20 protein-coding genes and 1 tRNA gene are annotated in these 25,321 nt (G+C 46.3%); 13 read left to right on the top strand and 8 right to left on the bottom strand.

Going from position 1 to position 25,321, the window contains the following annotated elements:
- Nucleotides 1-180: 180 nt before the first annotated feature.
- Both ACT6NU_RS06385 and ACT6NU_RS06380 read left to right on the top strand, forming a co-directional pair.
- Nucleotides 181-1,272 (top strand): hypothetical protein, encoded by a 1,092-nt coding sequence (locus tag ACT6NU_RS06385; RefSeq protein WP_445383629.1) that lies wholly within the window; start codon nt 181-183, stop codon nt 1,270-1,272.
- Nucleotides 1,273-1,654: 382 nt separating this feature from the next.
- Nucleotides 1,655-3,517: a hypothetical protein gene (locus tag ACT6NU_RS06380; protein WP_445383628.1), complete on the top strand. Its 1,863-nt coding sequence runs from the start codon at nt 1,655-1,657 to the stop codon at nt 3,515-3,517.
- A 118-nt stretch (nt 3,518-3,635) separates the two neighbouring features.
- Here the strand turns inward: ACT6NU_RS06380 and ACT6NU_RS06375 are convergent, their stop codons facing one another.
- Nucleotides 3,636-3,932 carry a DUF2188 domain-containing protein gene (locus ACT6NU_RS06375; protein WP_445383627.1) on the bottom strand — a complete coding sequence of 99 codons (297 nt, stop codon included), beginning with the start codon at nt 3,930-3,932 and terminating at the stop codon, nt 3,636-3,638.
- A 116-nt stretch (nt 3,933-4,048) separates the two neighbouring features.
- Here ACT6NU_RS06375 and ACT6NU_RS06370 point away from each other — a divergent pair, with 116 nt between their 5' ends.
- The 4 genes from ACT6NU_RS06370 to ACT6NU_RS06355 all read left to right on the top strand — a co-directional run bounded on the left by ACT6NU_RS06370 (nt 4,049) and on the right by ACT6NU_RS06355 (nt 9,476).
- On the top strand, nt 4,049-4,510 hold the full coding sequence (locus ACT6NU_RS06370; protein ID WP_445383626.1) for a CBS domain-containing protein: 462 nt from the start codon (nt 4,049-4,051) through the stop codon (nt 4,508-4,510).
- A 119-nt stretch (nt 4,511-4,629) separates the two neighbouring features.
- Entirely contained in the window at nt 4,630-5,478 is an 849-nt protein-coding gene (locus ACT6NU_RS06365) for a LytTR family DNA-binding domain-containing protein (RefSeq protein ID WP_445383625.1), read from the top strand.
- 112 nt (nt 5,479-5,590) lie between these two features.
- Nucleotides 5,591-6,217 carry a CPBP family intramembrane glutamic endopeptidase gene (locus ACT6NU_RS06360; RefSeq protein WP_445383624.1) on the top strand — a complete coding sequence of 209 codons (627 nt, stop codon included), beginning with the start codon at nt 5,591-5,593 and terminating at the stop codon, nt 6,215-6,217.
- A gap of 817 nt (nt 6,218-7,034) precedes the next feature.
- Nucleotides 7,035-9,476 carry a hypothetical protein gene (locus ACT6NU_RS06355; RefSeq protein WP_445383623.1) on the top strand — a complete coding sequence of 814 codons (2,442 nt, stop codon included), beginning with the start codon at nt 7,035-7,037 and terminating at the stop codon, nt 9,474-9,476.
- Here ACT6NU_RS06355 and ACT6NU_RS06350 read toward each other — a convergent pair.
- The 4 genes from ACT6NU_RS06350 to mce form a co-directional block, all read right to left on the bottom strand.
- A complete protein-coding gene (locus tag ACT6NU_RS06350; RefSeq protein ID WP_445383622.1) occupies nt 9,465-10,619 on the bottom strand; it encodes a DNA methyltransferase in 1,155 nt (384 codons plus the stop codon). The two genes, ACT6NU_RS06355 and ACT6NU_RS06350, sit on opposite strands and share 12 nt — an antisense overlap.
- 451 nt (nt 10,620-11,070) lie before the next feature.
- A tRNA-Ile gene (locus tag ACT6NU_RS06345) sits at nt 11,071-11,144 on the bottom strand.
- Nucleotides 11,145-11,334: 190 nt separating this feature from the next.
- A complete protein-coding gene (locus ACT6NU_RS06340; RefSeq protein WP_445383621.1) occupies nt 11,335-12,204 on the bottom strand; it encodes a DUF808 domain-containing protein in 870 nt (289 codons plus the stop codon).
- 350 nt (nt 12,205-12,554) lie between these two features.
- Nucleotides 12,555-12,956 (bottom strand): methylmalonyl-CoA epimerase, encoded by a 402-nt coding sequence (gene mce, locus ACT6NU_RS06335; protein ID WP_445383620.1) that lies wholly within the window; start codon nt 12,954-12,956, stop codon nt 12,555-12,557.
- Nucleotides 12,957-13,159: 203 nt separating this feature from the next.
- Here mce and ACT6NU_RS06330 point away from each other — a divergent pair, with 203 nt between their 5' ends.
- From ACT6NU_RS06330 to ACT6NU_RS06310, 5 genes are all read left to right on the top strand, one after another.
- Nucleotides 13,160-14,977: a PAS domain-containing protein gene (locus tag ACT6NU_RS06330; protein ID WP_445383619.1), complete on the top strand. Its 1,818-nt coding sequence runs from the start codon at nt 13,160-13,162 to the stop codon at nt 14,975-14,977.
- A gap of 5 nt (nt 14,978-14,982) precedes the next feature.
- Nucleotides 14,983-15,378, top strand: coding sequence for a response regulator (locus ACT6NU_RS06325; protein ID WP_445383618.1), 396 nt, complete (start codon nt 14,983-14,985; stop codon nt 15,376-15,378).
- Nucleotides 15,379-15,426: 48 nt separating this feature from the next.
- Entirely contained in the window at nt 15,427-15,810 is a 384-nt protein-coding gene (locus ACT6NU_RS06320; protein ID WP_445383617.1) for a response regulator, read from the top strand.
- Between the two features lie 71 nt (nt 15,811-15,881).
- Nucleotides 15,882-16,274, top strand: coding sequence for a 30S ribosome-binding factor RbfA (rbfA, locus tag ACT6NU_RS06315; RefSeq protein ID WP_445383616.1), 393 nt, complete (start codon nt 15,882-15,884; stop codon nt 16,272-16,274).
- Nucleotides 16,275-16,276: 2 nt separating this feature from the next.
- The gene (locus ACT6NU_RS06310) at nt 16,277-17,491 is read left to right on the top strand and encodes an ABC transporter permease (protein ID WP_445383615.1); all 1,215 of its coding nucleotides are present in this window, start codon (nt 16,277-16,279) and stop codon (nt 17,489-17,491) included.
- Here ACT6NU_RS06310 and dusB read toward each other — a convergent pair whose 3' ends face one another.
- The 3 genes from dusB to ACT6NU_RS06295 all read right to left on the bottom strand — a co-directional run bounded on the left by dusB (nt 17,492) and on the right by ACT6NU_RS06295 (nt 22,276).
- Complete coding sequence (gene dusB, locus ACT6NU_RS06305) at nt 17,492-18,484, bottom strand: tRNA dihydrouridine synthase DusB (protein ID WP_445383614.1); 993 nt, start codon at nt 18,482-18,484, stop codon at nt 17,492-17,494.
- 53 nt (nt 18,485-18,537) lie between these two features.
- On the bottom strand, nt 18,538-20,949 hold the full coding sequence (locus ACT6NU_RS06300) for an outer membrane beta-barrel protein (protein WP_445383613.1): 2,412 nt from the start codon (nt 20,947-20,949) through the stop codon (nt 18,538-18,540).
- A 100-nt stretch (nt 20,950-21,049) separates the two neighbouring features.
- On the bottom strand, nt 21,050-22,276 hold the full coding sequence (locus tag ACT6NU_RS06295; RefSeq protein WP_445383612.1) for a M28 family peptidase: 1,227 nt from the start codon (nt 22,274-22,276) through the stop codon (nt 21,050-21,052).
- A 131-nt stretch (nt 22,277-22,407) separates the two neighbouring features.
- On the opposite strand from ACT6NU_RS06295, the gene ACT6NU_RS06290 reads away from it, so the two are divergent.
- Together ACT6NU_RS06290 and lepA are read left to right on the top strand one after the other, a co-directional pair.
- Nucleotides 22,408-23,418 carry a TolB family protein gene (locus ACT6NU_RS06290; protein ID WP_445383836.1) on the top strand — a complete coding sequence of 337 codons (1,011 nt, stop codon included), beginning with the start codon at nt 22,408-22,410 and terminating at the stop codon, nt 23,416-23,418.
- A 40-nt stretch (nt 23,419-23,458) separates the two neighbouring features.
- Nucleotides 23,459-25,255 carry a translation elongation factor 4 gene (gene lepA, locus ACT6NU_RS06285; RefSeq protein WP_445383611.1) on the top strand — a complete coding sequence of 599 codons (1,797 nt, stop codon included), beginning with the start codon at nt 23,459-23,461 and terminating at the stop codon, nt 25,253-25,255.
- Nucleotides 25,256-25,321 lie beyond the last annotated feature (66 nt).

Below are 25,321 nucleotides of genomic sequence, written 5' to 3'. Positions count from 1 at the left end.
AACTCATCGCATTTTCATCCAAAATCCATATTGTTTTAAGGCGATTAAATAGATGAATCTGCATCCGGATGTAGGATAATATTTACAAATGCCCGGTTTGTAAATGAATAGCCAACAGGATGGCGGCAATCTGCCTTCTTTGAACTATATTTAACTGTAAACCAACCAACTCAGATTGCAATGCCACACCAATTTCTGAACTCCATCCGGGACAAATCCATACACCCTGTTCGTATGGCAGGGGCTGTTGTGATACTGCTTCTAACCATCTCCCTTTCTTCCTGCAAATCGATGGGGCCCAAAACCATCCCGCAGGACGGCTTTAATTATAACCAGCGCGTGGCCAACCATGAGAATGAGCAGATGTTGCTCAATATCGTACGCCTGCGATACCTGGAAATGCCGCGTTTCCTGAATGTGTCTTCCGTCATTAATTCATATACCCGTGGCGGGGCCGCCGGGGTTAACGGCAGCTCTAATTTTTTCGGTAAATCCCTGGGCGGAAACCTTTCCGCCAACTGGTCAGACCGGCCCACTATAACCTATACCCCCATGACCGGGCAGGCCTTTTCGCAGAGCCTGCTTACGCCCCTTCCCCCTTCAGTGATCTTTTTCCTGATCCAGTCTGGCTGGTCTGCCGAGCGCCTGATGCGTCTCACCAATTCGGCTATCAACGGGCTACACAATGAAATAGGGACGCCAGGGGAACAACGGCAGGCAGACCAGAAGTTCAGGGAACTGCTGGAAGTGCTGCACCAGTTGCAGCGTGCCGGGGCACTGGGTATGCATTTCAGGGGAGACTGGCCCAAGGTAAATGTGGAAGTGATCCTGCCGAAGGTGGCCAGAACGGACTCCGTAAAGCAGACCATTAACAAATTCAAAGAGCTTTTGCAGCTGGACCCGGAAATACACGTATTTGATATTGAGTATGGGGTAATCCTCGAAAGGAATAATCAGATTGTGGTGCAGACGCATTCCATCCTGGAAATGATGTCTAACCTCTCCTGGTATATTGAAGTACCTCAGCAACATGTGGCAGAAGGGCGGACCCTGCCTACTTTCAACCCGGAAAACACAGACCTGATCCGTGTTTTTTCGAGCCCTTCACGGCCCGATAACGCGTACCTGGGCATACAGTACCGGGACCACTGGTATTATATTGACGACCGGGATGTGCAATCCAAAAACACTTTTACCCTCATGCAAATCCTCTTCAGCATGGCCAAAGAGGGTTCGGGGGCGGTATCCCCTTTGATTTCGATAGGGAACTAGGTGCCTGTCTGCTGACGTGATTAGAATAAAGCTCCTAATTGACCCTGGGTTCATTCCAGGTTGCAATAGACTCCATGTTTTGATTATCTGGCCTTAATTTTATAAGGACGATCACTTGTTGACCTACAAGTGTAATAGCTTCTACGCACCCATCAGGGTCTACTTTTTGAATGCTTCCACCTGCTTCTCCTCAACAGGATAGATATTATAATTGATTTGCATAAAAAGCTCTGAATATCAAATATTTATCGTATCTTAATATACTTCCCCTTTTTTTATTGTCTGCCTGACATACGGGCTAAATTCTCATTCCTCCGGAGAGTTCTGTAGTCTGGTTATGGCGATTCCGTTTCAACCAAGTAACCCATTAAACTGCAATATTATGAAGACAATTAATAAATGCTTATCACAATGCGCGTGGCTGTGCTCTTTGTTGCTAGCGCTCTTCTTGGTTTTCTCCTGCAGCCCCGAACCGGATTTGGAGGCTGCTAATCTGGAGGCAGCCAATGCAAAATCCAAGAATAAAAATGATTTAAAATCAGGAAACGCTATTTTGAAAACCCTGGTAAAGGGTTCTGTAACCGGTATGGCTAATGGTATCGACATAGGATCTGATGGAAATCTGTACGTTGGAAGCGTTGTTGAGCAGAAAATTTTCGTTTTAAACAAAAACAACGGTAAAATTGTCAACCGGATTTCAGACCAGGTTACCGGGCCAGACGATTTGGTTTTCGGCCCGGACGGGTCCCCCTATGAAGGGTACCTCTACTGGACGGATCTTTTGACCGGGGAAGTAGGGCTTCTGAAACCTGACGGTAGTATAAAGAAACAGCTTTTGAAGGGCGGGGTAAATCCTATAGCCTTCAACGATGAAGGGCGTTTATTTGTAGCTCTTGATTTTCAGGGGGACGGCCTGTATGAGTTCGATCCTGAGCTCAATAATCCTCCAAGACCCATTATCGAATGTGATTTCCCTGTTCCTGGCAACCCTGATATACTGCCTTGTCTGGGCTTTTTTAACTCCTTTGATTTTGGGCCGGACGGACGCCTTTACGGCCCGTTATTTGCGTTTAATCTGATCATTGCTGTGGATGTGGGAGAACCCAATGATCCACCCCTTACGGGTGATTTGTTTGGCAATGGATTTAATGGTGCTGTAGAAATCCTGGCCGGAGGAGGAGGTGAATTTGCCAATCCTGCCGCTGCCAAGTTCGGCCCTGATGGCCTGCTTTATATTCTCGACCAGACGGGTTCCCTTTTCACCCTTGACGTAGATTCCAAGCAATTAACAACCCTCACTGAATCCCTTGAACCCGGCCTGGACAATATGGTATTTGACCAGGACGGCAGTCTGTACATGACCAACAATGACGAAGGTTGGGTAGCCGAGATACTACTACCCAGCGGACAGGCGCGCATTCTAAGCCCTGGCGGTATTATCGCACCACAGGGGCTTGGCGTCATGGCCGGCCCGAACAACCAGGATCTCGTATTTGAGGCAGACCTGTTCAGTGTCAGGGAATTCAATGGTACCAGTGGCCAGCAAACCGGACAATACAAAGGCTTTCTTGTTCCTGTTCCAGGACCACCCTCTCTTACCCTACCGCAAAATATGTCTGCATCCGGAACGGACCTGGTAATATCCTCCTTTTTTTCATCAACTGTTCAAGTTTGGAATCCGCAGGATGGGGTGATAGCAGATTTTGAAGAGCAGGTTGCCGCCCCCCTGGATGCAGTTCGTCTCAATTCAGGTGAAGTCATCGTTTCCGATGTCGGAATTCCTGAGGGAACTGGTGGTGGTGTTCACAGGATGAGTGATAATGCCACGCTCCTTCTGTTCCCTGGCGTTGCAAGTGGTCTGGCCACAGACGGTGAGAAGGTATGGGCCACCGATTGGTTTGCAGGGGTTATCTTTGAAATTAATTTTGATACCGAGCCGCCTGCGGTAGCACCCGTGTTTTCAGGCCTTTCCTTTCCCGAAGGTATAGCAGTGGACAACGACGGAAGGCTTCTCGTCTATGAAACCGAAGGCCCCGGCGGTGGAGGTAAGCTTACACGAATCGACCTGTCAACCGGAGAAGCTACAACCCTTGTTGATGGGTTGGAACCCAAAAAAGGGGGTATTCCAGGGTTTCCTCCTCAATGGCTTTTTGACAGCGTTGATGTTGGCCCCTCTGGTGACATCTATATAACTGGTGGAGCGTCCAATTCGGTTTTAAAAATCCCGGCAAATAAGGTGCGCTAATACTAGCTATACTTAGTTGATTTCTCTAAAACCCGGTCTTAAGGCCGGGTTTTTTTTTATGGCCGGCTGAGTTGTTTCAGGGTAGGGCCAGAACGAGCAGGTGGCCCTCAATATGCACTTAGTCCTTATCGTAATTAATACGATCCCGAATACTCCCATCCTGCCGGTGGATAACCACGTCTGCCTTGTATTTTCGGGCCAGGCTTTTAGCTTTCCGAATCGCAGTTTCCTGCAACCTGTGTTTGGAGGTAATGCGTTTATTCCCCTCACGCCTTACAGCCCAATCCCCTTCATAGGGAACCACGTGCTGGTGCCAGGACCTTCCGCGTTTGCTTTGGCGGCTGCTTTTAAAAAACAGCTCAACGATTTCGCTTAGAATATCGATCCAGTTTCGGGATGTATTGCTTTTGGGCATTGGGATATCTTGAAAAGACCGAAGATAGGGTTTTCCGAATCATGAACAATTTCTGTAATAGCACATATGGGCAAAATTTTGTATCTTATATAGAGAAGTATTAAAGATCTAATGTTATGGGTATCAAGAGTTTTACAGGACCGAGAAAGAAGCAGGATCCGGAGCAAACACTAATACGTGTCCGGGATTATATGACAAAGGAATTGATCACATTTAAGCCAGACCAGTCCGTGGAAGAAGTGATTGACCTGCTTATCAAACACCGTATTTCAGGCGGGCCAGTGGTTGATGAGGACGGAAAGCTGGTAGGGATCATATCGGAAGGAGACTGCATCAAACACATTAGTGAAAGCCGCTATTTCAACATGCCCTCTAAGGAGAACCAGGTTTCCAGCCGTATGATCCGTGATGTGGAAACCATAGATGGCAACATGAATATCTTTGATGCCGCCCAGAAATTTTTAAATGCACGCAGGAGGCGGTTTCCCATCCTCGAAAACGGCCGCCTGGTGGGGCAGATCTCACAGAAAGACGTCCTGAAAGCTACCATGGAGCTTAAGTCTCAGCATTGGAGGTAGGTTTACGGGTAAGGCACTCTGGTAATCCAGAAATAGCCAGGAGCCCCTCCTGACCGCAATCTGAATGTTGAATTTCCTTTATTTTGCCTTTATCGCCAAGATACTTTTATCTTTAGTATATGTCTGAATCTCCAACCAAAAGATCGCGTATCTGGCCAAAAGGCAGGGCCGTTTATATAGAAACGGTATTCATTATTTTTTTGGCTATAGTTTCCATGGCCCTGCAGTATGGCAGGCTGGACTCCCATATCCTGCTCAGTCTTGAGTTATGGATAAGGATCCTCGGTAGCTTATCCATATGGTTTGCGAACAAATTCACCCTGGATTACATGCTTCAATCCAGGATTGATTCCAATACGGTTTCCCAATTCCTTCCTTTTGAGATGACCATAGCCTCCGTAGCTGTTACGGCCATTGTCTATTTTGTTTTTTATCCGATTTTGCTCTACCTGCAAGATTGGGATTTTGTCTGGGCCAAATTTCTTCAGGGGCTGTTTATAACCGCTGGCCTTAGTTTACTGATTGTAATCTTTTATGCCGGCGTTCATATTTGGCATTCCTGGTGGAACGACGGGGAATTCTTGTTTCGCAAAAAGGATGGCAGACAAGCCGAAAGGGAGTGGAAAGACTATATCACCATTGGTAATTCCGCAGCAAGCATAAATATTGACTTAAAGGAGGTGTACTACTTCATCAGCGAATTTAAGGTCGTATTCGTTGTTGATGTCTCCGGGAATAAACGGGCTACTGAGTACACCCTGTCTGAACTTGAAAACGGCCTGGGCGACCAGTTTTTTCGACTGAACAGAAGGATCCTGGTTTCCAGGCAGAGTATCTCCCATATAAAAAAGCTGCCCAACCACAGGCTTCTCGTAACAATTGGCCCCCCGGATTCCATGCTTCAGGAGCCAGTGAGCCGCTACAAGTCCACCAGATTCAAACAGTGGTTGCAGGGCTCCCGGCCCTGATTGACCATTCGGTAAGATTTCCATGACCATTGGGGAAAGTATGCGCCCAGACATTAATATTTATTACAACAATGTCGGTTCTTTACTTCAGGAAACAAAAAATCTTACTCCTATGAAAAATCACATAAAAACAAGTGTTGGGTTGCTGGGGTTCCTGGCATTTCCCTTTCTGCTGCAATTTTTGAGCCTGGACTTAAAATTATTCGAAGCTGCTATGTGGCTGCTTCTGGTATTAATTGTCTTGTGGATCTATTTTGTAGAGAAACGCACAATCAGATCAATAGGATGGAAGAAGCTCACCGTAAAAACCCTCTTTTCAGGAATTGGGCTGGGCCTGGTGGTTTTCATCCTTTTTGGGGTATTAACTGTTGCCATTCAGGCTATAGGCCTTGAGCTCAATCGGGAAACGGCAGAACTGATCGCAAGCCAGTCTGTGCCTTTTCTCTTGCTTATCGCCCTTAGAGCTGCAGTAGTGGAAGAAGTGCTCTATCGTGGATTTGCTTTCGAGCGGATGTACGAACTCACGAATTCCAAATGGCTTGCCGGGCTCATACCGGTACTTATTTTTACGCTGGTGCACTATTCCTGGGGTATTGGGCACCTGGTGTTCGTGTTCTTTGCCGGCAGTATATTTATGCTTGTATATATTTCCAAAAGAAACCTGCCATTGGTCATAATTGCCCATTTTGTAACGGATGTGATTGCACTGCTGGTGTTGCCACTGCTATTACAGGCTTAACGGGTGGAATAACCCCATCTATCGCCGAGGGTGTGGTGGGGGTTCTGTAGTCCCGATAGCTATCGGGTAGCCAGGTGGTGGGCTGGCCTTGAAAAGATAATTTTCCTCTAAAAGTAATGAAACCTGGTTATAATGGCTGTACTCATATCTAGAAACAATATAGCAAACGGAATTATTAATGTATCTTATTATAATCGATAGCTCAGATTATTCTGCTTCACTATTTTACCAATTTAAGCTTCTATTTAATTAAACCACTAATTAGTCATTCCACCAAGCACATTAATTGTTCTTTTTACATAAATATATTGCGACATAATAACGCTGTATATTACACAAAAGGCTATCTGTGTAATATAATTTGATTAATGTGTAATATTATTATATATTTGCGGCATTGTGTAATATAAATACTTCAGTCATGTCAGCTAAAACAAGAAGAGAAAGGTTCGTACAAGTCGCAGAACCAAGGGTAAATAGGGTAATTAAAGCCATAGAAAGCTTGGAAAAATGCTCAAATACTTACAATTATGAATATAATGATGAAGATGTGAAAAAATTGTATAGTGCTATAAAGTCTAGAGTTGATTCTTTGAAGCAATCATTTGATAAGGGGTTGTCAAAAAGTCAAACCGAGTTTAAGTTTTGATAGCATGGAAAACGAAACCCGATATCAACATCGCCGTAAGCTCAGAGAACGAATTACTTCATTAGGAATGTCAAGAGAGTCTATTGTTAATAATTTGACATTAAAGGAATACTTTTTAATGCGAAAATTGGATTTAAATGACATACAAAATTTATAACTATAGCTACCATGACCAATAAAGAATTATGCATGGCTCTAATGAAGGCCGAATCTGAAAAAGAAGTCATTGATTTACTTGAATCGAAAGGCTATTGGAGCAACAAGGACTTCTGGCGGTTTTATGGCGATAAAGAAAATAATTATAGTGCCGCTGGGAATCAAGCCAATGAAGCCGAGTCCGCATTAGTTGAGAAAATCACAAATAGTCGAGATGCCATCTTAATGAATGCTTGCCTTGAGGCTGATATTGATCCAAAAAGTGATAAGGCCCCTAATAGTGTGAAAAATGCGGTTTCAATGTTTTTTGATGATCAAAGTCAGAGTGAACTTTCGGGACAGATAAAGGAATGGTCAGATAAAAAAAGACGAACGATTGCAAAAAACATATCCGTCTATATTACAGGAAATAAGCCAACTGAAGGTTATCCCTGTATTTCTATTGCCGATAGAGGAGAGGGTCAAACCCCATTAAACATTCCGAAAACAATTTTATCACTAGGTGAATCTATTAAGCGTAAAATTGGATTTGTTCATGGTAAATGGAACATGGGAGGTACAGCTGCCTTGGTTTATTGCGGAAAAACCAACTTACAGTTTATACTTTCTAGACGAAATCCCAAATTAATTGACAGTCGTGAATTCCCTAGTGATGATGATTGGGGATTCACCATAGTTAGAAGGGAAAACCCTTCTGGAAATGAAACATCCAGCACATATAAATATTTAGCTCCTGTAAACGCCCACCAAAACCCAGGAAAGGGTGAAATCCTTCATTTTCAGAGTGACACAATGCCCATATTCGCTGAGTATAATTCCCCTTACTCGGTTGAATCTATTTGGGGAACAATGGTTAAACTTTATGAATATGAGACCAAGTTCAAACAAAATGTTCAGGGTAGTGGTGGTCTTTTAAGACCCTTGGACTTATTAGCCCCAGACTTAGGTCTTCCTTTCCGCCTACACGAATGTAGATATGAAGGAACTCCTGGATCATTTGAGCATCAAGTAAATGGTTTAATTGTTCGCCTTTTTGATGATAGAGGTAATGCTTTAGAAAAAGGATTTCCCACTACGCATGAACTAAATATTGAAGGCGAAAAAATTTCAATTTCAGTTTATGCCTTTAAGGATAATAAAGCCAAAACCTATCGTGAGAATGACAAAGGGGTAATATTTGTCCTCAACGGTCAGGCCCAAGGATGGTTGCATGATCGCATATTTAACAGGAAGAAAGTTAATCTTGGATACCTGAAAAACTCCTTGATTGTAATGGTTGAGTGTAGCAAACTATCCTATAGAGCACAGGAAAAATTGTTTGTCAACGACAGGGTACACCTTCGTAAGGGTCCATTTCAAGATAAAATAATTGATGAAATGGTTGATTACCTCGCTCATCATACATTGCTTTCACAATTACAGGAAGAAAGAAGAAGAAAGAAGAAGTCTGAAAGGCTTGATGATTCAAAACCAATTGAAGCTGTTTTATCAAATCTATTCAAGCATTCATCAGCACTTTCAAGAATTTTCCTACAGGGCCAAAGACTATCGAATCCCTTTAAAACTAAAAGGGTAGATGCTGAAAAAAAAGAATACCAAGGACAGCAGTATCCCAATTATTTCAGATTTAAGAAATTGGACTACGGTGAAATTCTTAATAAGAATACTTATTTCAATGAAAAGTCAAGAATAACCTTTGAAACTGATGCCAACAATGATTATTTCGGTAGGAAAACAAATCCTGGAACTTATCAGCTCTATGAAATAATTGATGAAGAAAAAGTTCCATTCACTGAATCCACATTCAGTTTAAATCTTTTGAATGGGATAGCGACTTTAAATCTGGAAATTAACGATTACTTTAAAGTCGGGTCGTCCGTAACATTGGAATTGGAAGTTACTGACCCGATGAGAATAATTGATCCTCCATTTTGTAATCGGTTTGTAATGATTGTTCACCCTGAGAGAGAATCTACAGGCGGAAAAACACGAACACCAAGAATTTTACCGCCTTCAGGTAAAGAAGGCGATGGAAGGGAGTCTATGGCGGGCATAGATATACCAGAGCCTACACCTGTTTACAAAGAAGACTGGGAAGAGTACGAATTCGATAAATATTCGGCCCTCAAGGTAATTGTCGCTAAGAGCTCAGAGGGAAAACCTGTTTATGATTTCTATATAAACATGGACAATATATATCTCGAATATGAAATCAAAGACGATGTTAAAAACGCAGATAATCTAAAAAGCCAGTATTTATATGGAATGGTTCTTCTTGGTCTTGGTGTAATTTATGATTATCAACAGAACTCTAAGAATGATGACCAAGAAGGTCCAACGTTAGAGGATCAAGTAGCTACCTTTTCACGATCAATGAGTATGATGATTATCCCAATGATCCAGGAGTTTAGTGATATAGAAAAAGCAGAGCTTGAATCTCTATTAGAGGATTAGTTTATGAAAAAGCACAACCTCCTCAGAACTAGAGGTTTGATTATTAATAACAGCTTGCCATTTTCGATTAGGGACGGTTCTCCAGATTCTATCGTCACTGTCCACAATTTCTTGAAAACCTGCTTTTTGCATGGTTCGCAGATATTCTGGTAATTGCCAGCTTTTTTCCTTAAAGGCTACTATTTGAATAACGATGGAGTTTTCATCACAGACTTTTGAAACAGCCCTAAAGGACTTGTAAATATTCTTAAAGTAATCCTTTAGTCCCTCCTGGTACCTGTTTCCCATGGCATAGTGTGTAATGCCATGCCCATCCAGACTATTGGCAATCCAAAAAGGAGCAGGCGTTTCCTTTCTTCCAAATATTTGCCATCTATGATAAAGAACATGGATTCCTGGATAAGGGGGTGATGTTAATACTAGTTTTGGGGCAACGCCCAATCTTCCTTTATAATAGCCTACTCGTTTTGCTGGGGCATTTATTGTCTCAACGGTAGCATTCCCGACTGATTCCAAAAAATCTATCGCTCCCTGCTTCATGAGTTTGAAATTATCCATCAACTTTATCTTAAAGTTTTCAACTGATGGGATGGTTTTATTAGAATCCAGGGCCCATTGGGATGTTTTAAGAAGCAAGCATCTTGAAAACTCTTTTTCTTTCTTTTTCAATTTTGAATTCTCAAGACAATAAATGTATTGTTCAATGACTTTTCTTATTCGCCACGTGAAGCGATTTGAAAGGTTCCTCTGATATCCAGCCTCTATCCAATCTAATGGCCTAGGGTATGACTTGTGGCAATTTAGTTTTTGTAAAGTTTCATTTAACCATTGCTCAGTTCTATTCAGACTTTCGGTGCCAGGGGGGTCTGCCTTTACCGAAGAAAGAAAGTTGGCAAGAGTACTAATATCAAAACCAACAGAATTTCGTCCTAATAATTTAGCTTCAGTTAGGGTTGTGCCCCCGCCCATAAAAGGGTCTAAAACCAAGTCCCCTGGATTGGTGAAGTTTTTAATTATTTCTCTTGCAAATTTTGGGGAAAATCTTGCTGGATAATTATAAAAATCATGTGTATATCCTGATACTCTATCTGTATCATTTATAGCTTCTAAAAGATTACTGCTATATAAATCTTGTGTAGTCATATTTCAAATCAAAATTAAACTAAAAAACATTAATCAACTTAAATGCGGTACACGGGTTCATTCTGCCAAATAAAAAAGGGACAACATTTCTGCTGCCCTTATTTTTCCTTGATCCAAAAACAGAAAGACATTGATGCCTGGATTCATTCCCTGCGGGAATGCACCAGAGAGGGCTGAACGGCTACAAAAGATCCGGTGGACTTTATGTAGTCCCGATAGCTATCGGGAAGCCAGATGGTGCGCTGGCTATTTCCAATTTGGAACTAAATTAAATGCCTGGGTTCATTCCTTGCAGGAATGTACCAGAGAAGTCCCGCTCCTGCAAATAGAAAACCTCCGCTTCGCTTACGCGAATCGAGGTTTCGCTTTTCCTTCCGGAAGCTCAAACAAGTTTGGCTTCCTCCAGAAAAAACTAAACCCACGCCTTCCGGCGTGGGTTTTCTGCTTGATGTGGTCCCACCTGGGCTCGAACCAGGGACCCCCTGATTATGAGTCAGGTGCTCTAACCAGCTGAGCTATAGGACCAATTTTATTAAGTAAGTAAAGAACTTTTGTGTTTTGTCCGCTGTCCCGAAGCGTGCTTTGCTCTGCTTTGGGATAGGACCCTTTTTGAGGGACTGCAATATTACTATATATTTTAAGATGTTGCAACAAAATGTAAGCAACTTCGGCGCGTTTGATATTCCTATCCGCCAAGGGTTATGCCTTTAATGGCTTACTTTCGTCCAAAGAGCTTTTTTACGCCTTTATAAACCAAGAGCACCAGCAAGCCGGCTACCAGCCCTACCCCAAATTCCACTATGAGGCCCGGAACAGACGGAAAGAGGTGGTGTAAAAAGGAGATGTTGTGCACAAAGATCCCCCCGGAGACCAACAGCAAGGCCAATGTCCCGATAACGGTAAGGCCTTTGATCACCCATGGCAGGGCATTTACAAAGAAGCGTCCGATCATGTCCGAAATGCTGTTCTTTTCCCCGTTAAGGTTTATCAAATGGGTCCCAAACTCGTCCATCCGTACAATAAGTGCCACCAGGCCATATACCCCAACTGTAGCGAGGAGGGCTATAAAAGAAACTACCAGGATTTGGTTGAGCAGGGGCTCATCCATTACGGTACCCAGGGCAATGATTACAATTTCAACAGAAAGGATAAAATCCGTCACAATGGCAGAGCGGATCTTTTCTTTTTCAAGAGCCAGAATATCTTTTTTTGTTGGGGCTTCGGCATCTTTGGGAATAGAGGCGTGGACGTGTGGCACAAAGAATTCGTAGATCTTTTCGGCCCCTTCAAAGGCCAGGTAGAGCCCCCCAAGTATCAGTATGGCCGTAACCGCCCAGGGGGCAAAAGCACTCAGCAAAAAGGCGATGGGAAGGATGATTATCTTATTGAGCAGCGACCCTTTGGTGATGGCCCATAGCACGGGGAGCTCCCGTTTGGAGACAAATCCGGATGCTTTTTCTGCATTTACCGCCAAATCGTCCCCCAGTATCCCGGCTGTTTTTTTGGTCGCTACCTTACTCATGGCGGCCACATCATCCAGCAGCGTAGCCACATCATCCAAAATCGCAAAAAATCCTGATGCCATTAGCTGTTTATTAGGACACAAATATATTTAGGAACTAACAAATTAATCGAAAGCCAGCGAAAGATTTCCAGAAATAGCAACAAGGCTAGCGAAAGTGCGTTTTTGCTTTAGCAAAAAAAGAGCATGTAGCGAAAGCCTTGTGGCGATTTTAGCGATAGCTAAAAATTTCTTTTAATCTTTCTTGATTTTTTGATTCATTTTACTCGTGTTCCCTCTATTTATTCTTAACGGTACTCATGAATGCTTTGCATTTGGACCAAGCCAAAATGAATAATAAAAAGAGATTCGAGAATATATTTATCGCTATGATTATCCCATAAAGAAAGATCAAATCAAAATAAGCTTAAAAATTAATCGATCTCCTGACAGAGTTCAATCAAAACCTTATTGGTACTTTTCGGGTGCAGGAACACCACCCATTTGTTGTCTGCCCCCTTTTTCGGGGTCTCGTTCAGGATACTGAAGCCGGCGGCTTTCAGGCGGGCAACCTCGGCGTGAATGTCTGCCACATCAAAAGCAATGTGGTGAATTCCCTCCCCTTTCTTTTCAATGTATTTGGCGATAGGGCTATCCGGATTGGTGGCTTCCAGCAGTTCTATTTTATTGGGGCCGGCCTTGAAAAAGGAAGTTCGGACCCCTTCGGAGGCAACCTCTTCCATCTTATAGGGTGCTTGCCCGAAAAGCTCTGTAAACAAGGCATTGGAGGCCTCAAGGTCCTTTACGGCAATACCAATATGTTCTATTTTTCGCATGGGCTTGGTTTGAATTACTAAAATAAAGGTTTAAGGGACAGATTGGTCTGTTAAGAAATATCTCGTGTTAATTTTTTCATTAAATACACTATTTATAGTAGATAAAACTGTCTTAGGCATGCAATAAAGTGCTATTAATGCTGTTCTATCTTCTGGCATCAGTAAGAATTTTCTACTTTTATTGTAAGACTTAAAAATTGAATATGGTTCGGACCGCTTCCCTGCTCTTCGAAGCCCCATTTCCGGTGGCAACCCTCGATCACAACCTGAATTTTACAGGTTTTTCTAAAATATGGCTGCAAACCTTTGGCCTGGATGACAATATCAAAGGGATGTCATTTATAAAAATTTTAAACCAGCTTCCTGAAGAATTATATCTGGATTTACAACTGTGCCAGGAAGGCATTGGCACCAATTCCGAGCCGGCCAGGTTTGTTCACCCCAATGGTGCATTCGATTGGTACCGGTGGAAACTGAACCCCTGGCAGCATTCAGAAGACCAGCCAACCGGCAGCATCATTATCCTGGAAAACGTTACTGAACAAAAGGTAAATGAAGACCTTTCCCGTAAATCACAACGGATGGCGCGGGTTGGCGGCTGGGAGGTAAACCTGCTGGATAACACCGTAAACTGGTCTGCCATTACCAAAGAGATTCATGAAGTGCCAGAAGATTTCGTGCCCAACCTGGAAACAGGAATCAACTTTTACAAAGAAGGTTTTAGCCGGGATACTATTGGCAAGCTGGTTGGTGAAGCCATAGAAAAGGGAACGCCCTGGGATGTTGAGTTAATACTGGTTACCGCCAAGGGCAGGGACATCTGGGTTCGTGCCAAGGGGGAAGCCGAAATGATAAACGGCAAGTGCGTCCGCCTCTCAGGGACCTTTCAGGATATTGATTTGCGCAAGCGGGCAGAAATTGAGTCGCGCATCCTTAGCGACCGGCTGGAAATCGCCACCGGGGCAGCCTGTATTGGGATCTGGGACTACGATATTGTAAATAATATCTTGGAGTGGGATGACAATATGTACAAACTCTACGGGGTCCCTAATGATAAGTTTAAAGGGGTCTATGAAGCCTGGGAGGCCACGGTGCTACCTGAGGACAAGGAGCGATCTGCCCTTTCTGTTGCCGAGGCCATCGAAGGAAAAAATGCTTTCAACATAGACTTCCGAATCAATTATAAAGAGCGGGAAATCCGCTGGATACACGCTGAAGCGACAGTTTTGCGAGATGATAAAGGGAATCCGTTAAAAATGATTGGGGCCAACTGGGATGTAACAGAGCAAAAACAGACGGAGGCCCAAATGCAGGCCTTATTGAATACCACCACCTATCAGAATGAGAGCTTGCTGAATTTCGCGCACATCGTTTCCCACAACCTCCGCTCCCATGCCACTAACCTCTCCATGCTCACAGATTTCCTGCTAAACGATCGCATTGGCGAAGATGAGCGGCTCAACACTTTGGAGATGCTCAAAAAAGCAGCCAACGGCCTTAATGAGACCATTGCGCATTTAAATGAAGTAGTACAATTCAAGACGGAGGCGGAAAAGAAAATGGTCGCTCTGGATGTGAACTTGATGGTCCGCAAAGTTGAAAGCGACCTGGAAGCCCTTTTGGCGGCAAATGACGTAAGCCTTACCCTAAACATCCCTTCAAACTGCCGGGTGATGGGAGTGGCGGCCTATGTGGAAAGCACCATCCTGAACCTATTAACCAATGGTGTCAAATACCGGGATCCGGCTAAGGAATGTTCCATTGAGGTAACCGCCGAGGAACAAAAAGACCAGCTTTGCCTTCATTTTAAAGACAACGGCCTGGGTATTGACCTGGACAAACACGGGGCAAAGCTCTTCGGGATGTATAAAACCTTCCACCAGCATCCGGAAAGCCGCGGGATTGGCTTATTTATTACCCGTAACCAAATCGAATCCATGGGCGGTCGAATTTCAGTGCAAAGTACTCCCGGGGAGGGAAGTTGTTTCAGCATCTTTTTAAAAACACCTGTGGCTGATTGATACCCATGAAAACACTAGAGAAAGCTTGTATTATTGATGATGATCCCATTATGATCTTTGGGATGAAGCTGATGATGAAGCAGTTGGGGGTTTCCCTGCAAACCGAAATCTGGAACAACGGACAGGAGGCCATTGAAGGCCTTGAACGTTTAGCCAATAAAGGAGAAGCCTTGCCGCGGGTGGTTTTTCTGGACCTGACCATGCCCATTATGGATGGCTGGGATTTTCTGGAGGCCCTGAAGCAGTCTTCTTTACCCGGCAAAGAAACCATGGAGATCTATGTGCTGAGTTCCTCCATCAACCCCAGCGACAAAACCCGGGCCCTGAATTATGCCCTGGTGAAAGATTATATTGCCAAACCCATTGCAGAAGAACGCCTGCAACAGATCCTGACCCTCTGAACCAACCCAGATCATTTCTTCCAAATAACCAACCAAATCCCCCAACTTATGCCCCATATTATTTATTTAATCGATGACGACCAAGTAACCCTGTACATGCACGGGCTGCAACTTGGCAAAGCCTTTCCCGAATCAGAAATAATATCCTTTGACTCCGCCAGTGATGCTCTTACAGCTTTGCAAAACCCGGATGCGGAACCCCCAGCACTGGTTTTGATGGACATCAACCTGCCTGTTATGGATGCCTGGGAATTCCTGGATGCCGTGCACAGCCGGAATATTGCCCTCAACGAAGACGCACTCTTTCTGCTGAGCTCCGAATTCAGCCCTGCGGATCGGGAAGAATTAAGCCAGCGGGACCTTGAGAAGCGGGCCTACCGCAAACCCCTGGACGGAGAAATACTTAAAGAAATGATGCAGATGGCCGGCTAAGGCCCCCTTATTTTTAAGGTTAGCTGCCCTGGGGCTACCTAAATCCGCCTAAATGTGCGTATTTTTGACCCATGGAAACGCAGCGACAGAAAAAAATTGCCGGGATACTGCAAAAAGACCTGGCCGAAATCCTGCAACGGGCAGCTGTGGATGCCGGGCTGAAAGGGCTTATTATCTCCGTCTCCAAGGTAAATGTAACCTCAGACCTCTCTATAGCCAAGGTATACGTAAGTATTTTTCCGGTAAAGGAAGCCCGTGCGGTAATGAAGGGTATTCAGGCAGACAATCCCCGCTTTCGCCACGAACTGGCCCGAAGGACCCGCAACCAGCTGCGGCGCGTTCCCGAATTGCAGTTCCTGCTGGATGACTCCCTTGAATACATTGATCAAATCGAAAAATCGCTACAGGGTGGGAATAACCCTATTGAAAACCCGGACCTGTTGCCGAGACGCAAAAAATCCTGAGGGTGAACTTTCCGCTGTATATCGCCAAGCGCTATATCCGCTCCAAAAGCAGCCAGAACGCGGTCAACATCATTAACGCGGTAACTTTTTTGGTAATCGTTATTGGCTCTGCGGCCCTTTTTATTGTGCTGTCCGGATTTTCAGGTTTAAAATCTTTCAGCCTTTCCTTCAGTAATACTTCAGATCCGGACCTGAAAGCTGTTCCACTAAGCGGTAAAACTTTTTCCCTGAATCCGGCCCAAAGAGAGGCCTTGCATAAGGTTGAAGGGGTAGCGTCTTTTTCCCGGGAACTGGAAGAAAGGGTCTATCTCACCCACCAGCAGAAAAGCCGGATTGCCTACCTGAAAGGAGTAGATGAAAATTACACCCGCACTACCGGGATAGACAGCAGCTTGTTTGTGGGTTCCTGGGACCTCAGTGCCCAGCAGGCCGTCTCCGGGATCACCATTGCCAACCTGCTGAACCTCAGTGTACAGGATTACCGCAGCCCGCTGATTATCCTGGCGCCCAAACCGGGAAAAGGCAGCCTGAGCCCGCAGGGGTTCGGAGACAAACCCTATAACCAGCTCTCCCTGGTCTTAAGTGGGGTATACCAGCTGGAAGAAAACCTGGACAAGAAATACGTCTTTGCGGAGCTCCCCTTGGTGCAGGCCTTGCTGGAAAGAGACAGCAGCCAGATTTCCGGGGTCAATTTCAAGTTGATGCCGGAGGCAGATGAATCTGCGCTCAGGGCCCGGTTATCGGAAATCCTGGGGCCTGCGGTACAACTCAAAAACAGGCGGGAGCTGAACCAGACCCTATATCGCATGCTCAATACGGAAAATGTGGCCACCTACCTGATCTTTACCCTGGTACTGATTATTGCCCTGTTTAACGTGGTAGGGGCCATCATCATGATGATCCTGGATAAGCAGCAACATTCGCGTACGCTATATTCCCTGGGGCTGACTGTAAAAGACCTGCGGCGGATTTATTTTGTACAGGGGGTTTTGGTTACCAGTGCCGGCGGGGTGATCGGGTTGCTTATCGGTTCCCTGCTTATCGGTTCCCAGCTGCTTTTTGGCTGGTTGAAAATCACGCCATCCCTGGCCTATCCGGTAGAATATCGCCTGACCAATGTACTGCTGGTTTTGCTCACCATTGTAGTGCTGGGGCTGATTGCCTCGCGTATCGCGAGCAACCGAATCGATAAAAAACTCCTGAGCTGGAATGCCTGATCAGGCAAAGATGTGGTCTGAGAAAGCCTCTTTTGCCTCCTGCAGGGCTTCAAACACATCTGCGGCATCATCGCTGGTCACCATTTTGGTGCGATACGGCTTAAAATTCGGGATTCCTTTAAAGTAATTGGTGTAATGGCGGCGGGTTTCCAATACCCCCAGTTTTTCCCCTTTCCAGTCTATCGCCATTTGCAGGTGGCGACGCGCTGCTTCTACCCGCTGTTCCATGGTGGGGGGCGCTAAATGCTCCCCGGTTTCCATATAGTGCTTTACCTCCCTGAAAAACCAGGGATAGCCAATAGAGGCCCGGCCAATCATGGCCCCGTCCAGACCGTATTGGTCCCGCATGCGAACAGCAGCCTCCGGGCTGTTTACGTCCCCGTTTCCAAATACGGGGATATGCATGCGCGGGTTGTTTTTTACCTCTGCTATGGGCTTCCAGTCTGCGGATCCTTTGTACATCTGTACACGGGTACGCCCATGGATGGAAATTGCCTGGCAGCCTACATCCTGAAGCCGCTCTGCCACCTCCACAATTTTGATGGAATCCTGGTCCCAGCCCAGACGGGTCTTAACCGTAACGGGCAAATGAGTGCGCTTAACCATGGCCTCGGTCAGTTTTACCATGAGCGGGATATCCCTGAGGATTCCGGCCCCTGCCATCTTGCAAACCACTTTTTTAACCGGGCAGCCAAAATTAATGTCGATGATATCCGGGCCGGTGGCGGTTACAATATCCACCGCCTGCAACATGGAATCCAGCTCGGCCCCGAAAATCTGTATCCCGATGGGGCGCTCCTTCTCGTAAATGTCCAGTTTGATAACACTCTTGGCGGCATCCCTTATAAGTCCTTCAGAAGAGATGAACTCGGTGTACATCACATCGGCCCCCTGCTCCTTGCAAAGGGTGCGGAAGGGCGGGTCGCTTACATCCTCCATGGGAGCGAGCAACAAAGGAAAGTCCGGTAAATTGATGTCCCCGATTTTGGGCATGCTGTTCTGCTTTGAGCGGCAAAATTATAAATAAAGTCTGAATTGGCGCGAATTTACTCTTTATCAAGGCGTTCCAGCTCGCTCTGCTGCGCTGTGCGCACCTGATTGCTCAGGCGGTAATTCCCCAGATTGTAGGTAAAGGCAAAGCGCACAAACTGGGTTTCCGGCCGGGCAAAAAAAGCATTGTCCTGGTTGGCATAGCGGGAAGTGTATGTAGCGTTTGCGCGCCGCAGCAAGTCTTCGGCCGTAATGGAAACCACCGCCCGGTTGTCCCATAAGGATTTCCGCAGGCCCAGGTCTACCTGAATGGTTTCCGACATCCTGTAAGACCCGTTTAAAAACCCGCTGAGGTACAACAGGGAAGCTTCCCCTTTAAAGGTGCCATCCCCGCTCAGGGTAAAAGAATTACTGAGGTAACCGTAAAACCCCGTCACTTTATTGGTAAAGGTATCTATACTGCTTTCCACCGCCAGGAAGGTCTCGTCCTCGTAAAAGAGAGAGTTATAAGAGTAGAGGTACCAAAAGGAGGTGAGGGAGGTGGACACTGTAAAATCCAGGCCATAGGAGGTGCTTTCCTGCACGTTCTGTTTAATCTGCCGCAGCGTTTGGTTCTGGTTGTCCTGAAAGCTGAGTGTACTGATATACTGCCCGTTGTCCCGGTAATAGAGGTCGATAAAAAAGGTGTTCTTCAGGCTGAGGTTCAGGTTAAAATTATGGCTGAACGCCGGTACCAGATTCGGGTTTCCCTCGTCAAAATCATTTTCATTCAGGAAATATCGGAAAGGATTGAGGTCCGCGTAATTCGGACGGCTCAGTTTGCGGCTGTAATCCAGCGAAAGGCTGTTGTCATTGCCCAGGTCTTTGCTTATAAAAGCCGAAGGGAAAAGTTCCAGATAGCTTTGAGTATTGGTCTGGGTTAAGGTTAGCGAGCGGGCCTTTACGTCTGTCTGCTCGGCCCGCAGCCCTGTTTTCAGGAGCCAGCTTCCCCATTGCCGGCTCAGGCTGGCATAGGCTGCCAGTACTCCTTCCCTATAGCGGAAATCATCCGATAGCGCTATGTCAAAAGGCGGCTGTGTATCGTTAACGTCAAAATAATCAATGCGGCTTCCCGACTCGATCAGCGAGCCTTTTAGCCCGGCCTCGAAATTTCCAGAGCCCAGGGGCAGGAAATAGTCCAATTGCCCTGTATAAATGTCAATATCCTGCCCAGCATCTGTGGAAAAGCTAAAATTCCTGAGGAAGTCTCCGCTTGCGTCAAAATAATCGCTGGATCCGTCCTGAATCCGGCTCAGGTCGTAATAGGTATAATGTGCGTTGGCCTTTAAGACCTCCCCTTCCTTTTTGAGTTTTCGCTCATAATTCAGATCAAAAGAAAGGTTCAGCAAGTCGTCTTCCAGCGGGCTCAGCGTTTGCAGGCTGGAATCCAGCACCCCGGCTCCGTTGCGCATTAGAGTCTGTACCCGGTTGGTGTACCGCTTATTGGGGGAAATACTACCGCTGGCCGTAAGATTGAGCAGCTCTTTTTCACTGAGTTTATAATCCAGCATCAGATTGGCCTGCTGGGCCTGTGAGCGGGTGGTTTTCTCCAGATCCGTATCCCATCTGGCAAATACCTGGTCCGAGTTATTGATAAAGTTGATGTTGCTTTCAGACCGTTTAAAATCTTTGCGGGGGCTTAGGCTGTAATTGGCAAAAAAGCTGATCCGGTCATTCTTGAAATAATGGCTGGTGCCAAAACTGTACTTGGGAAAAACGGACTGGGTGAACTCACCTCTGAGGCTGCCCTTATACCCGGGGGTAATGTTTTCCCGCGTGCGGATGTTGAGCACCGGGCCGTCTTCGGCCTCAAAATTGGCTGGTGGATTGGGGATGACTTCAATAGAGGCAATAGCTGACCCCCCGAGGCCCTGCAACAGGTCCTGTATCTCTGTCTGGGTTAGTTGTATTTTTCGGTCATTCAGGTAGATGGTTGCAGACTGCCCCCGGATTTCCAGGTTGTCCTGTACCATGATCACCCCCGGGGTGTTGCGAAGAATATCCCAGGTGCTTCCTTCTGCCACTATTGAATTTTCAACCTGGAAGACAATGCGGTCTGCCAGGCGTTCCACTGTTGGGACCTGCCCGGTGACAATAACTTCATCCAGCCAGTCACTGCCGGGTTCCAGCACTATGGCCCCTATAGTTATGGAGGATTTGATCTCCAGGGGGATCAACCCGGACTGATAACCAAAATAGCGCGCCTGTAAAAAATAAAGGTCTGCAGGCACCTTATTCAGCAGGAAGGTTCCGGTTTCGTCTGCTGAAACCCCTTTGATCTGGGTGCTGTCGGCCACCCTTAAGAGCATTACATTGGCAAAGGGAAGGAGTTTCCCGTCCGCATCCTTTACAGTACCGGAAATTTCAAATCCCTGGGCAAAAAACAGGGCAGGCAACAATGTGAGGAGTATGAAGAGGGGACGCTTCAATGGGCTGTAGGTTAGGGTCAAGAGTATAAATATAGATTATTTTTCCTACACTGGCTTTGCAGTTAATTCTCCTTCTGCTTAACTAAAAAAATTTGTAGTCCTAAAACTTGATGGAGGCTTCCACCTGCTCTCCATTACGGCTTACCACTACCCGGGTACTGTCGCCTTCCTCAAAGACGGAAAGGGCCCTCATATAGCTCATCATATCCGTTACCGTGCTGTCTCCCAACTGTATCACGATATCACCTTTCTGCAAGCCCGCACGCTGGGCAGGTTTGTCTTCGCTTACCCCATCAATACGCATTCCTTCCCCATCAAAAAGGTAGTCCGGAATCACCCCCAGGGCTACCTTAAAACGGGGGACCTCCTCGCTTTCGTTTTTTGTTTTGCGAAAGGCAACTTCCCGCTGCTGCTCCATAGACTGCAAGAGCTTCAGGATATAGTCGGATACTGCTTCCATTTCGGAATAATTTAATTTGGGGGCATCGTCTGAGGGTTTGTGGTAATCTTCGTGCTGCCCGGTAAAAAAGTGCAATACCGGGATGTCCTGCAGGTAAAAGGAGGTGTGGTCGGATGGCCCCACGCCTGACTCGCTCAGTACCAGTTTAAAGCCCGGGTTGAGGGCGTTCAATTCCTGTTTCCAGATAGGGCTGGTTCCCGTTCCGCTGATGGATAGCGTGCGGTCTTCCCTCATACGGCCCACCATATCCAGATTGATCATATAAGGGACCTCATCCAGGGAAAGCGTAGGATTCTTGGCGAAATAATTGGAGCCTAAAAGACCCATTTCTTCCCCGGAAAATGCGATAAACAAATAATTATCCCTAGCCGTTTCAGACTGCTTTAAAGCCCTTGCCAGGTGAAGCATGACCGCTACGCCGCTGGCATTGTCGTCTGCCCCATTATGGATGGCAGCCTCCCCCCGGTGCAGGGAGCCGTTACCGCCCATTCCCAAATGGTCGTAATGCGCCCCGATAATTACAGTGCGGGAGCCGCTATTGTCCAGCAAACCTATGAGGTTTATCCCGGTAATGCTGCTGTCTGAAGCTTTTTCAAAGGAAACTTCTGCATGCGGATCGGTCTTGGCTCGAAAACTGAATTCCTGACGGTATCCGGATTCCGTCCCAGCCGGGGCAAGGTCCAGATCTGCCATTCGTTTTTCCAGATACTCGGCAGCCATCCGGGCCCCTTCGGTACCGGTCTCCCGTCCTCTCAGGGAGTCGCTGGCCAGGATGCGCACATCGTCCTGCATACTGATTTCGGGAGCCTGCTGCTTACAGGAAAGACCTAAAAGCAGAATTCCGGCAAAAAATGTATAATACCTCATAACTAGCGGTTATTTTTGTCCAAAAATACACAACCATGAGAATCTTTCTTTTAATGCTTTCAGGTATTTTTATTATTTCCTGTAAGCAGGGAAAAACGGAAGCGGAACAAACAGGCGAATCGGCAAGCCCGATGGCTATCACCTCAGATTCCCTTATCTATCCCGGAGAAAAGCACTTTAAGTCCATACGGCAGGTAACCTTCGGCGGCGACAATGCCGAAGCCTACTGGAGTTTTGACGATTCACACATTATCTTCCAATCCAATTACGAGAAATGGGGGGTGGCCTGTGACCAGATGTTTATAATGGGGGCAGGAGAAAAGTTTGACAATAAACAGCCTCCTATGGTCAGTACAGGCATGGGGCGAACCACCTGCGGCTATTTCCTGCCCGACAATAAACATATAGTATACGCCTCCACGCATTTAAGGGACGCCGCCTGCCCGGAAGTACCCCTTCGCAAAAACGGCAAATACGTATGGCCTGTCTACGATTCCTTCGACATTTTCGTGGCAGACCTCGAAGGCAATATTACAGCTCAACTTACCGATGAGCCGGGATACGACGCCGAGGCCACGGTGTCGCCAAAGGGAGATAAAATCGTTTTTACTTCAGACCGCAGCGGAGACCTGGAACTCTACACCATGAACCTGGATGGTTCCGGTGTAAAGCAAATCACAGATGGGCTCGGATACGACGGGGGGGCTTTTTTCTCGCCTGATGGCAGTAAAATTATCTTCAGGGCTTCCCGGCCGCAAACCGAAGCCGAAATTTCAGAATACAAGGAGCTGCTGGCACAGGGCCTGGTACAACCTACGGAAATGGAACTCTTTATCTGCGATGCAGACGGAAGCAACCTGAAACAGCTAACCTTTCTGGGCAATGCCAACTGGAGCCCCTTTTTCCACCCCAGTGGGGAGAAGATACTGTTTTCCAGTAATTTTGAAGCAGAAGGGGGCTTCCCTTTCAACCTGTATATGATCAATACAGACGGTACGGGCCTGGAGCGGGTTACCCATGGAAAAACCTTTGATGCCTTCCCGGTTTTTTCAAATGACGGCCAAAAGCTTATCTTTTCCTCTAACCGCAATAACGGAGGAACGCGAGACACCAATCTATTTATAGCCGAATGGCAGGATTGATCTGTCAATTGAGTATCTTTGAGCCCTATTTTTTGCTGCTATGAAAAACATTCGCAACTTCTGCATCATCGCCCATATCGACCACGGGAAAAGTACCCTGGCCGACCGGCTTCTTGATTCTACCGGCTCGGTCACCGATCGGGAGCGGCAGGATCAGTTGCTGGACAATATGGACCTGGAGCGGGAACGCGGTATTACTATCAAGAGCCACGCCATTCAGATGGAGTATGAATACCAGGGGGAAAAATACGTTTTAAACCTGATTGACACTCCCGGGCACGTAGACTTCTCCTATGAAGTTTCACGATCTATCGCCGCCTGTGAGGGGGCCTTGCTGGTAGTGGATGCCGCCCAGAGTATTCAGGCGCAAACCATCTCAAACCTCTACCTGGCCCTGGAAAACGACCTGGAAATTATCCCGGTACTCAATAAGGTAGACCTGCCCAGTGCCAATCCTGAGGAGGTAACAGATGATATTGTGGACCTGCTGGGCTGTAAGGCAGAAGAAGTAATCCCGGCCAGCGCCAAAACGGGTATCGGGATTGAAGAAATCCTGCAGGCCATTATTGAACGAATCCCGGCCCCTGCCGGAGATCCGGATCAGCCTTTACAAGCCCTTGTTTTTGATTCGGTTTACAACCCCTTCAGGGGGGTGGAAACCTACTTCAGGGTAATAAACGGCGCTATAAAGAAAGGGCAGCAAATCAAATTCGTGGCTACAGGCAAAAAGTACTACGCCGATGAGGTGGGGACCCTAAAGCTTAAGCAACAACCCAAAAACAGTATTTCCGCAGGGGATGTGGGATATCTTATCACCGGGATCAAGGATGCCCGGGAAGTAAAAGTGGGAGATACCATCACCGATGCGGTAAACCCAACTAAAAACGCCATTGCAGGCTTTGAGGATGTGAAGCCTATGGTTTTTGCGGGGATTTATCCGGTAGACACAGAAGACTTTGAAGAGCTGCGCTCCTCTATGGAGAAATTACAGCTCAATGATGCCTCCCTGGTGTTTACCCCTGAGAGTAGTGCCGCCCTGGGCTTTGGGTTCCGTTGCGGGTTCCTGGGCATGCTGCACATGGAGATCATTCAGGAACGCCTGGAGCGGGAATTTGACATGACGGTGATTACTACCGTGCCTAACGTAAGCTATCACGCCTACACCACCAAGAACCCGGATGTCCCCCTTATTGTTAACAACCCCTCAGACTTGCCGGACCCTTCTACTGTAGACCGGGTTGAGGAGCCGTTTATCAAGGCAACTATAATAACCAAGGCTGATTTTGTCGGTAATGTGATGTCTCTGTGTATCGAAAAGCGCGGGCAGATCACCAATCAGACCTACCTGACCACCGAACGGGTGGAACTCAATTTCGATATGCCCCTGGCGGAAATTGTATTTGATTTTTACGACCGGCTAAAAACCGTTTCCAAGGGCTATGCTTCTTTCGATTACAGCCCCATCGGGATGCGCGTATCCAAACTGGTGCGGGTAGATATACTGTTAAATGCGCAGCCGGTAGATGCCCTCTCGGCCCTGGTGCATTTTGACAACGCCTACCATATCGGTAAAAAAATGTGTGAAAAGCTCAAGGAGCTTATCCCGAGGCAACAATTCGATATCCCCATACAGGCAGCCATTGGCTCCAAAATTATTTCCAGGGAAACCATCAAAGCCCTGCGTAAAGACGTAACCGCCAAATGTTACGGAGGAGATATTTCCCGTAAGCGAAAATTACTGGAGAAACAGAAAAAAGGGAAAAAACGCATGCGCCAGGTTGGTAACGTGGAAATACCGCAGCAAGCCTTTATGGCTGTTTTAAAGCTCAACGACTAGTTGCCAGTTTTTTTGGAATACTTGTATTTGCTGAGCAATTTTCTTACAGCGGGTTCGTTTCAATAT

It is taken from the genome of Robiginitalea rubriflava, assembly GCF_052540725.1.
This window is presented reverse-complemented; position numbering and strand designations above follow the sequence as displayed.

Bases quoted from the DNA above. Each gene is read 5' to 3' on its own strand.
- ACT6NU_RS06385 (WP_445383629.1), top strand. From the start codon at position 181: ATGCCACACCAATTTCTGAACTCCATCCGGGACAAATCCATACACCCT.
- ACT6NU_RS06380 (WP_445383628.1), top strand. From the start codon at position 1,655: ATGAAGACAATTAATAAATGCTTATCACAATGCGCGTGGCTGTGCTCT.
- ACT6NU_RS06375 (WP_445383627.1), bottom strand. From the start codon at position 3,932: ATGCCCAAAAGCAATACATCCCGAAACTGGATCGATATTCTAAGCGAA.
- ACT6NU_RS06370 (WP_445383626.1), top strand. From the start codon at position 4,049: ATGGGTATCAAGAGTTTTACAGGACCGAGAAAGAAGCAGGATCCGGAG.
- ACT6NU_RS06365 (WP_445383625.1), top strand. From the start codon at position 4,630: ATGTCTGAATCTCCAACCAAAAGATCGCGTATCTGGCCAAAAGGCAGG.
- ACT6NU_RS06360 (WP_445383624.1), top strand. From the start codon at position 5,591: ATGAAAAATCACATAAAAACAAGTGTTGGGTTGCTGGGGTTCCTGGCA.
- ACT6NU_RS06355 (WP_445383623.1), top strand. From the start codon at position 7,035: ATGACCAATAAAGAATTATGCATGGCTCTAATGAAGGCCGAATCTGAA.
- ACT6NU_RS06350 (WP_445383622.1), bottom strand. From the start codon at position 10,619: ATGACTACACAAGATTTATATAGCAGTAATCTTTTAGAAGCTATAAAT.
- ACT6NU_RS06340 (WP_445383621.1), bottom strand. From the start codon at position 12,204: ATGGCATCAGGATTTTTTGCGATTTTGGATGATGTGGCTACGCTGCTG.
- mce (WP_445383620.1), bottom strand. From the start codon at position 12,956: ATGCGAAAAATAGAACATATTGGTATTGCCGTAAAGGACCTTGAGGCC.
- ACT6NU_RS06330 (WP_445383619.1), top strand. From the start codon at position 13,160: ATGGTTCGGACCGCTTCCCTGCTCTTCGAAGCCCCATTTCCGGTGGCA.
- ACT6NU_RS06325 (WP_445383618.1), top strand. From the start codon at position 14,983: ATGAAAACACTAGAGAAAGCTTGTATTATTGATGATGATCCCATTATG.
- ACT6NU_RS06320 (WP_445383617.1), top strand. From the start codon at position 15,427: ATGCCCCATATTATTTATTTAATCGATGACGACCAAGTAACCCTGTAC.
- rbfA (WP_445383616.1), top strand. From the start codon at position 15,882: ATGGAAACGCAGCGACAGAAAAAAATTGCCGGGATACTGCAAAAAGAC.
- dusB (WP_445383614.1), bottom strand. From the start codon at position 18,484: ATGCCCAAAATCGGGGACATCAATTTACCGGACTTTCCTTTGTTGCTC.
- ACT6NU_RS06295 (WP_445383612.1), bottom strand. From the start codon at position 22,276: ATGAGGTATTATACATTTTTTGCCGGAATTCTGCTTTTAGGTCTTTCC.
- ACT6NU_RS06290 (WP_445383836.1), top strand. From the start codon at position 22,408: ATGGCTATCACCTCAGATTCCCTTATCTATCCCGGAGAAAAGCACTTT.
- lepA (WP_445383611.1), top strand. From the start codon at position 23,459: ATGAAAAACATTCGCAACTTCTGCATCATCGCCCATATCGACCACGGG.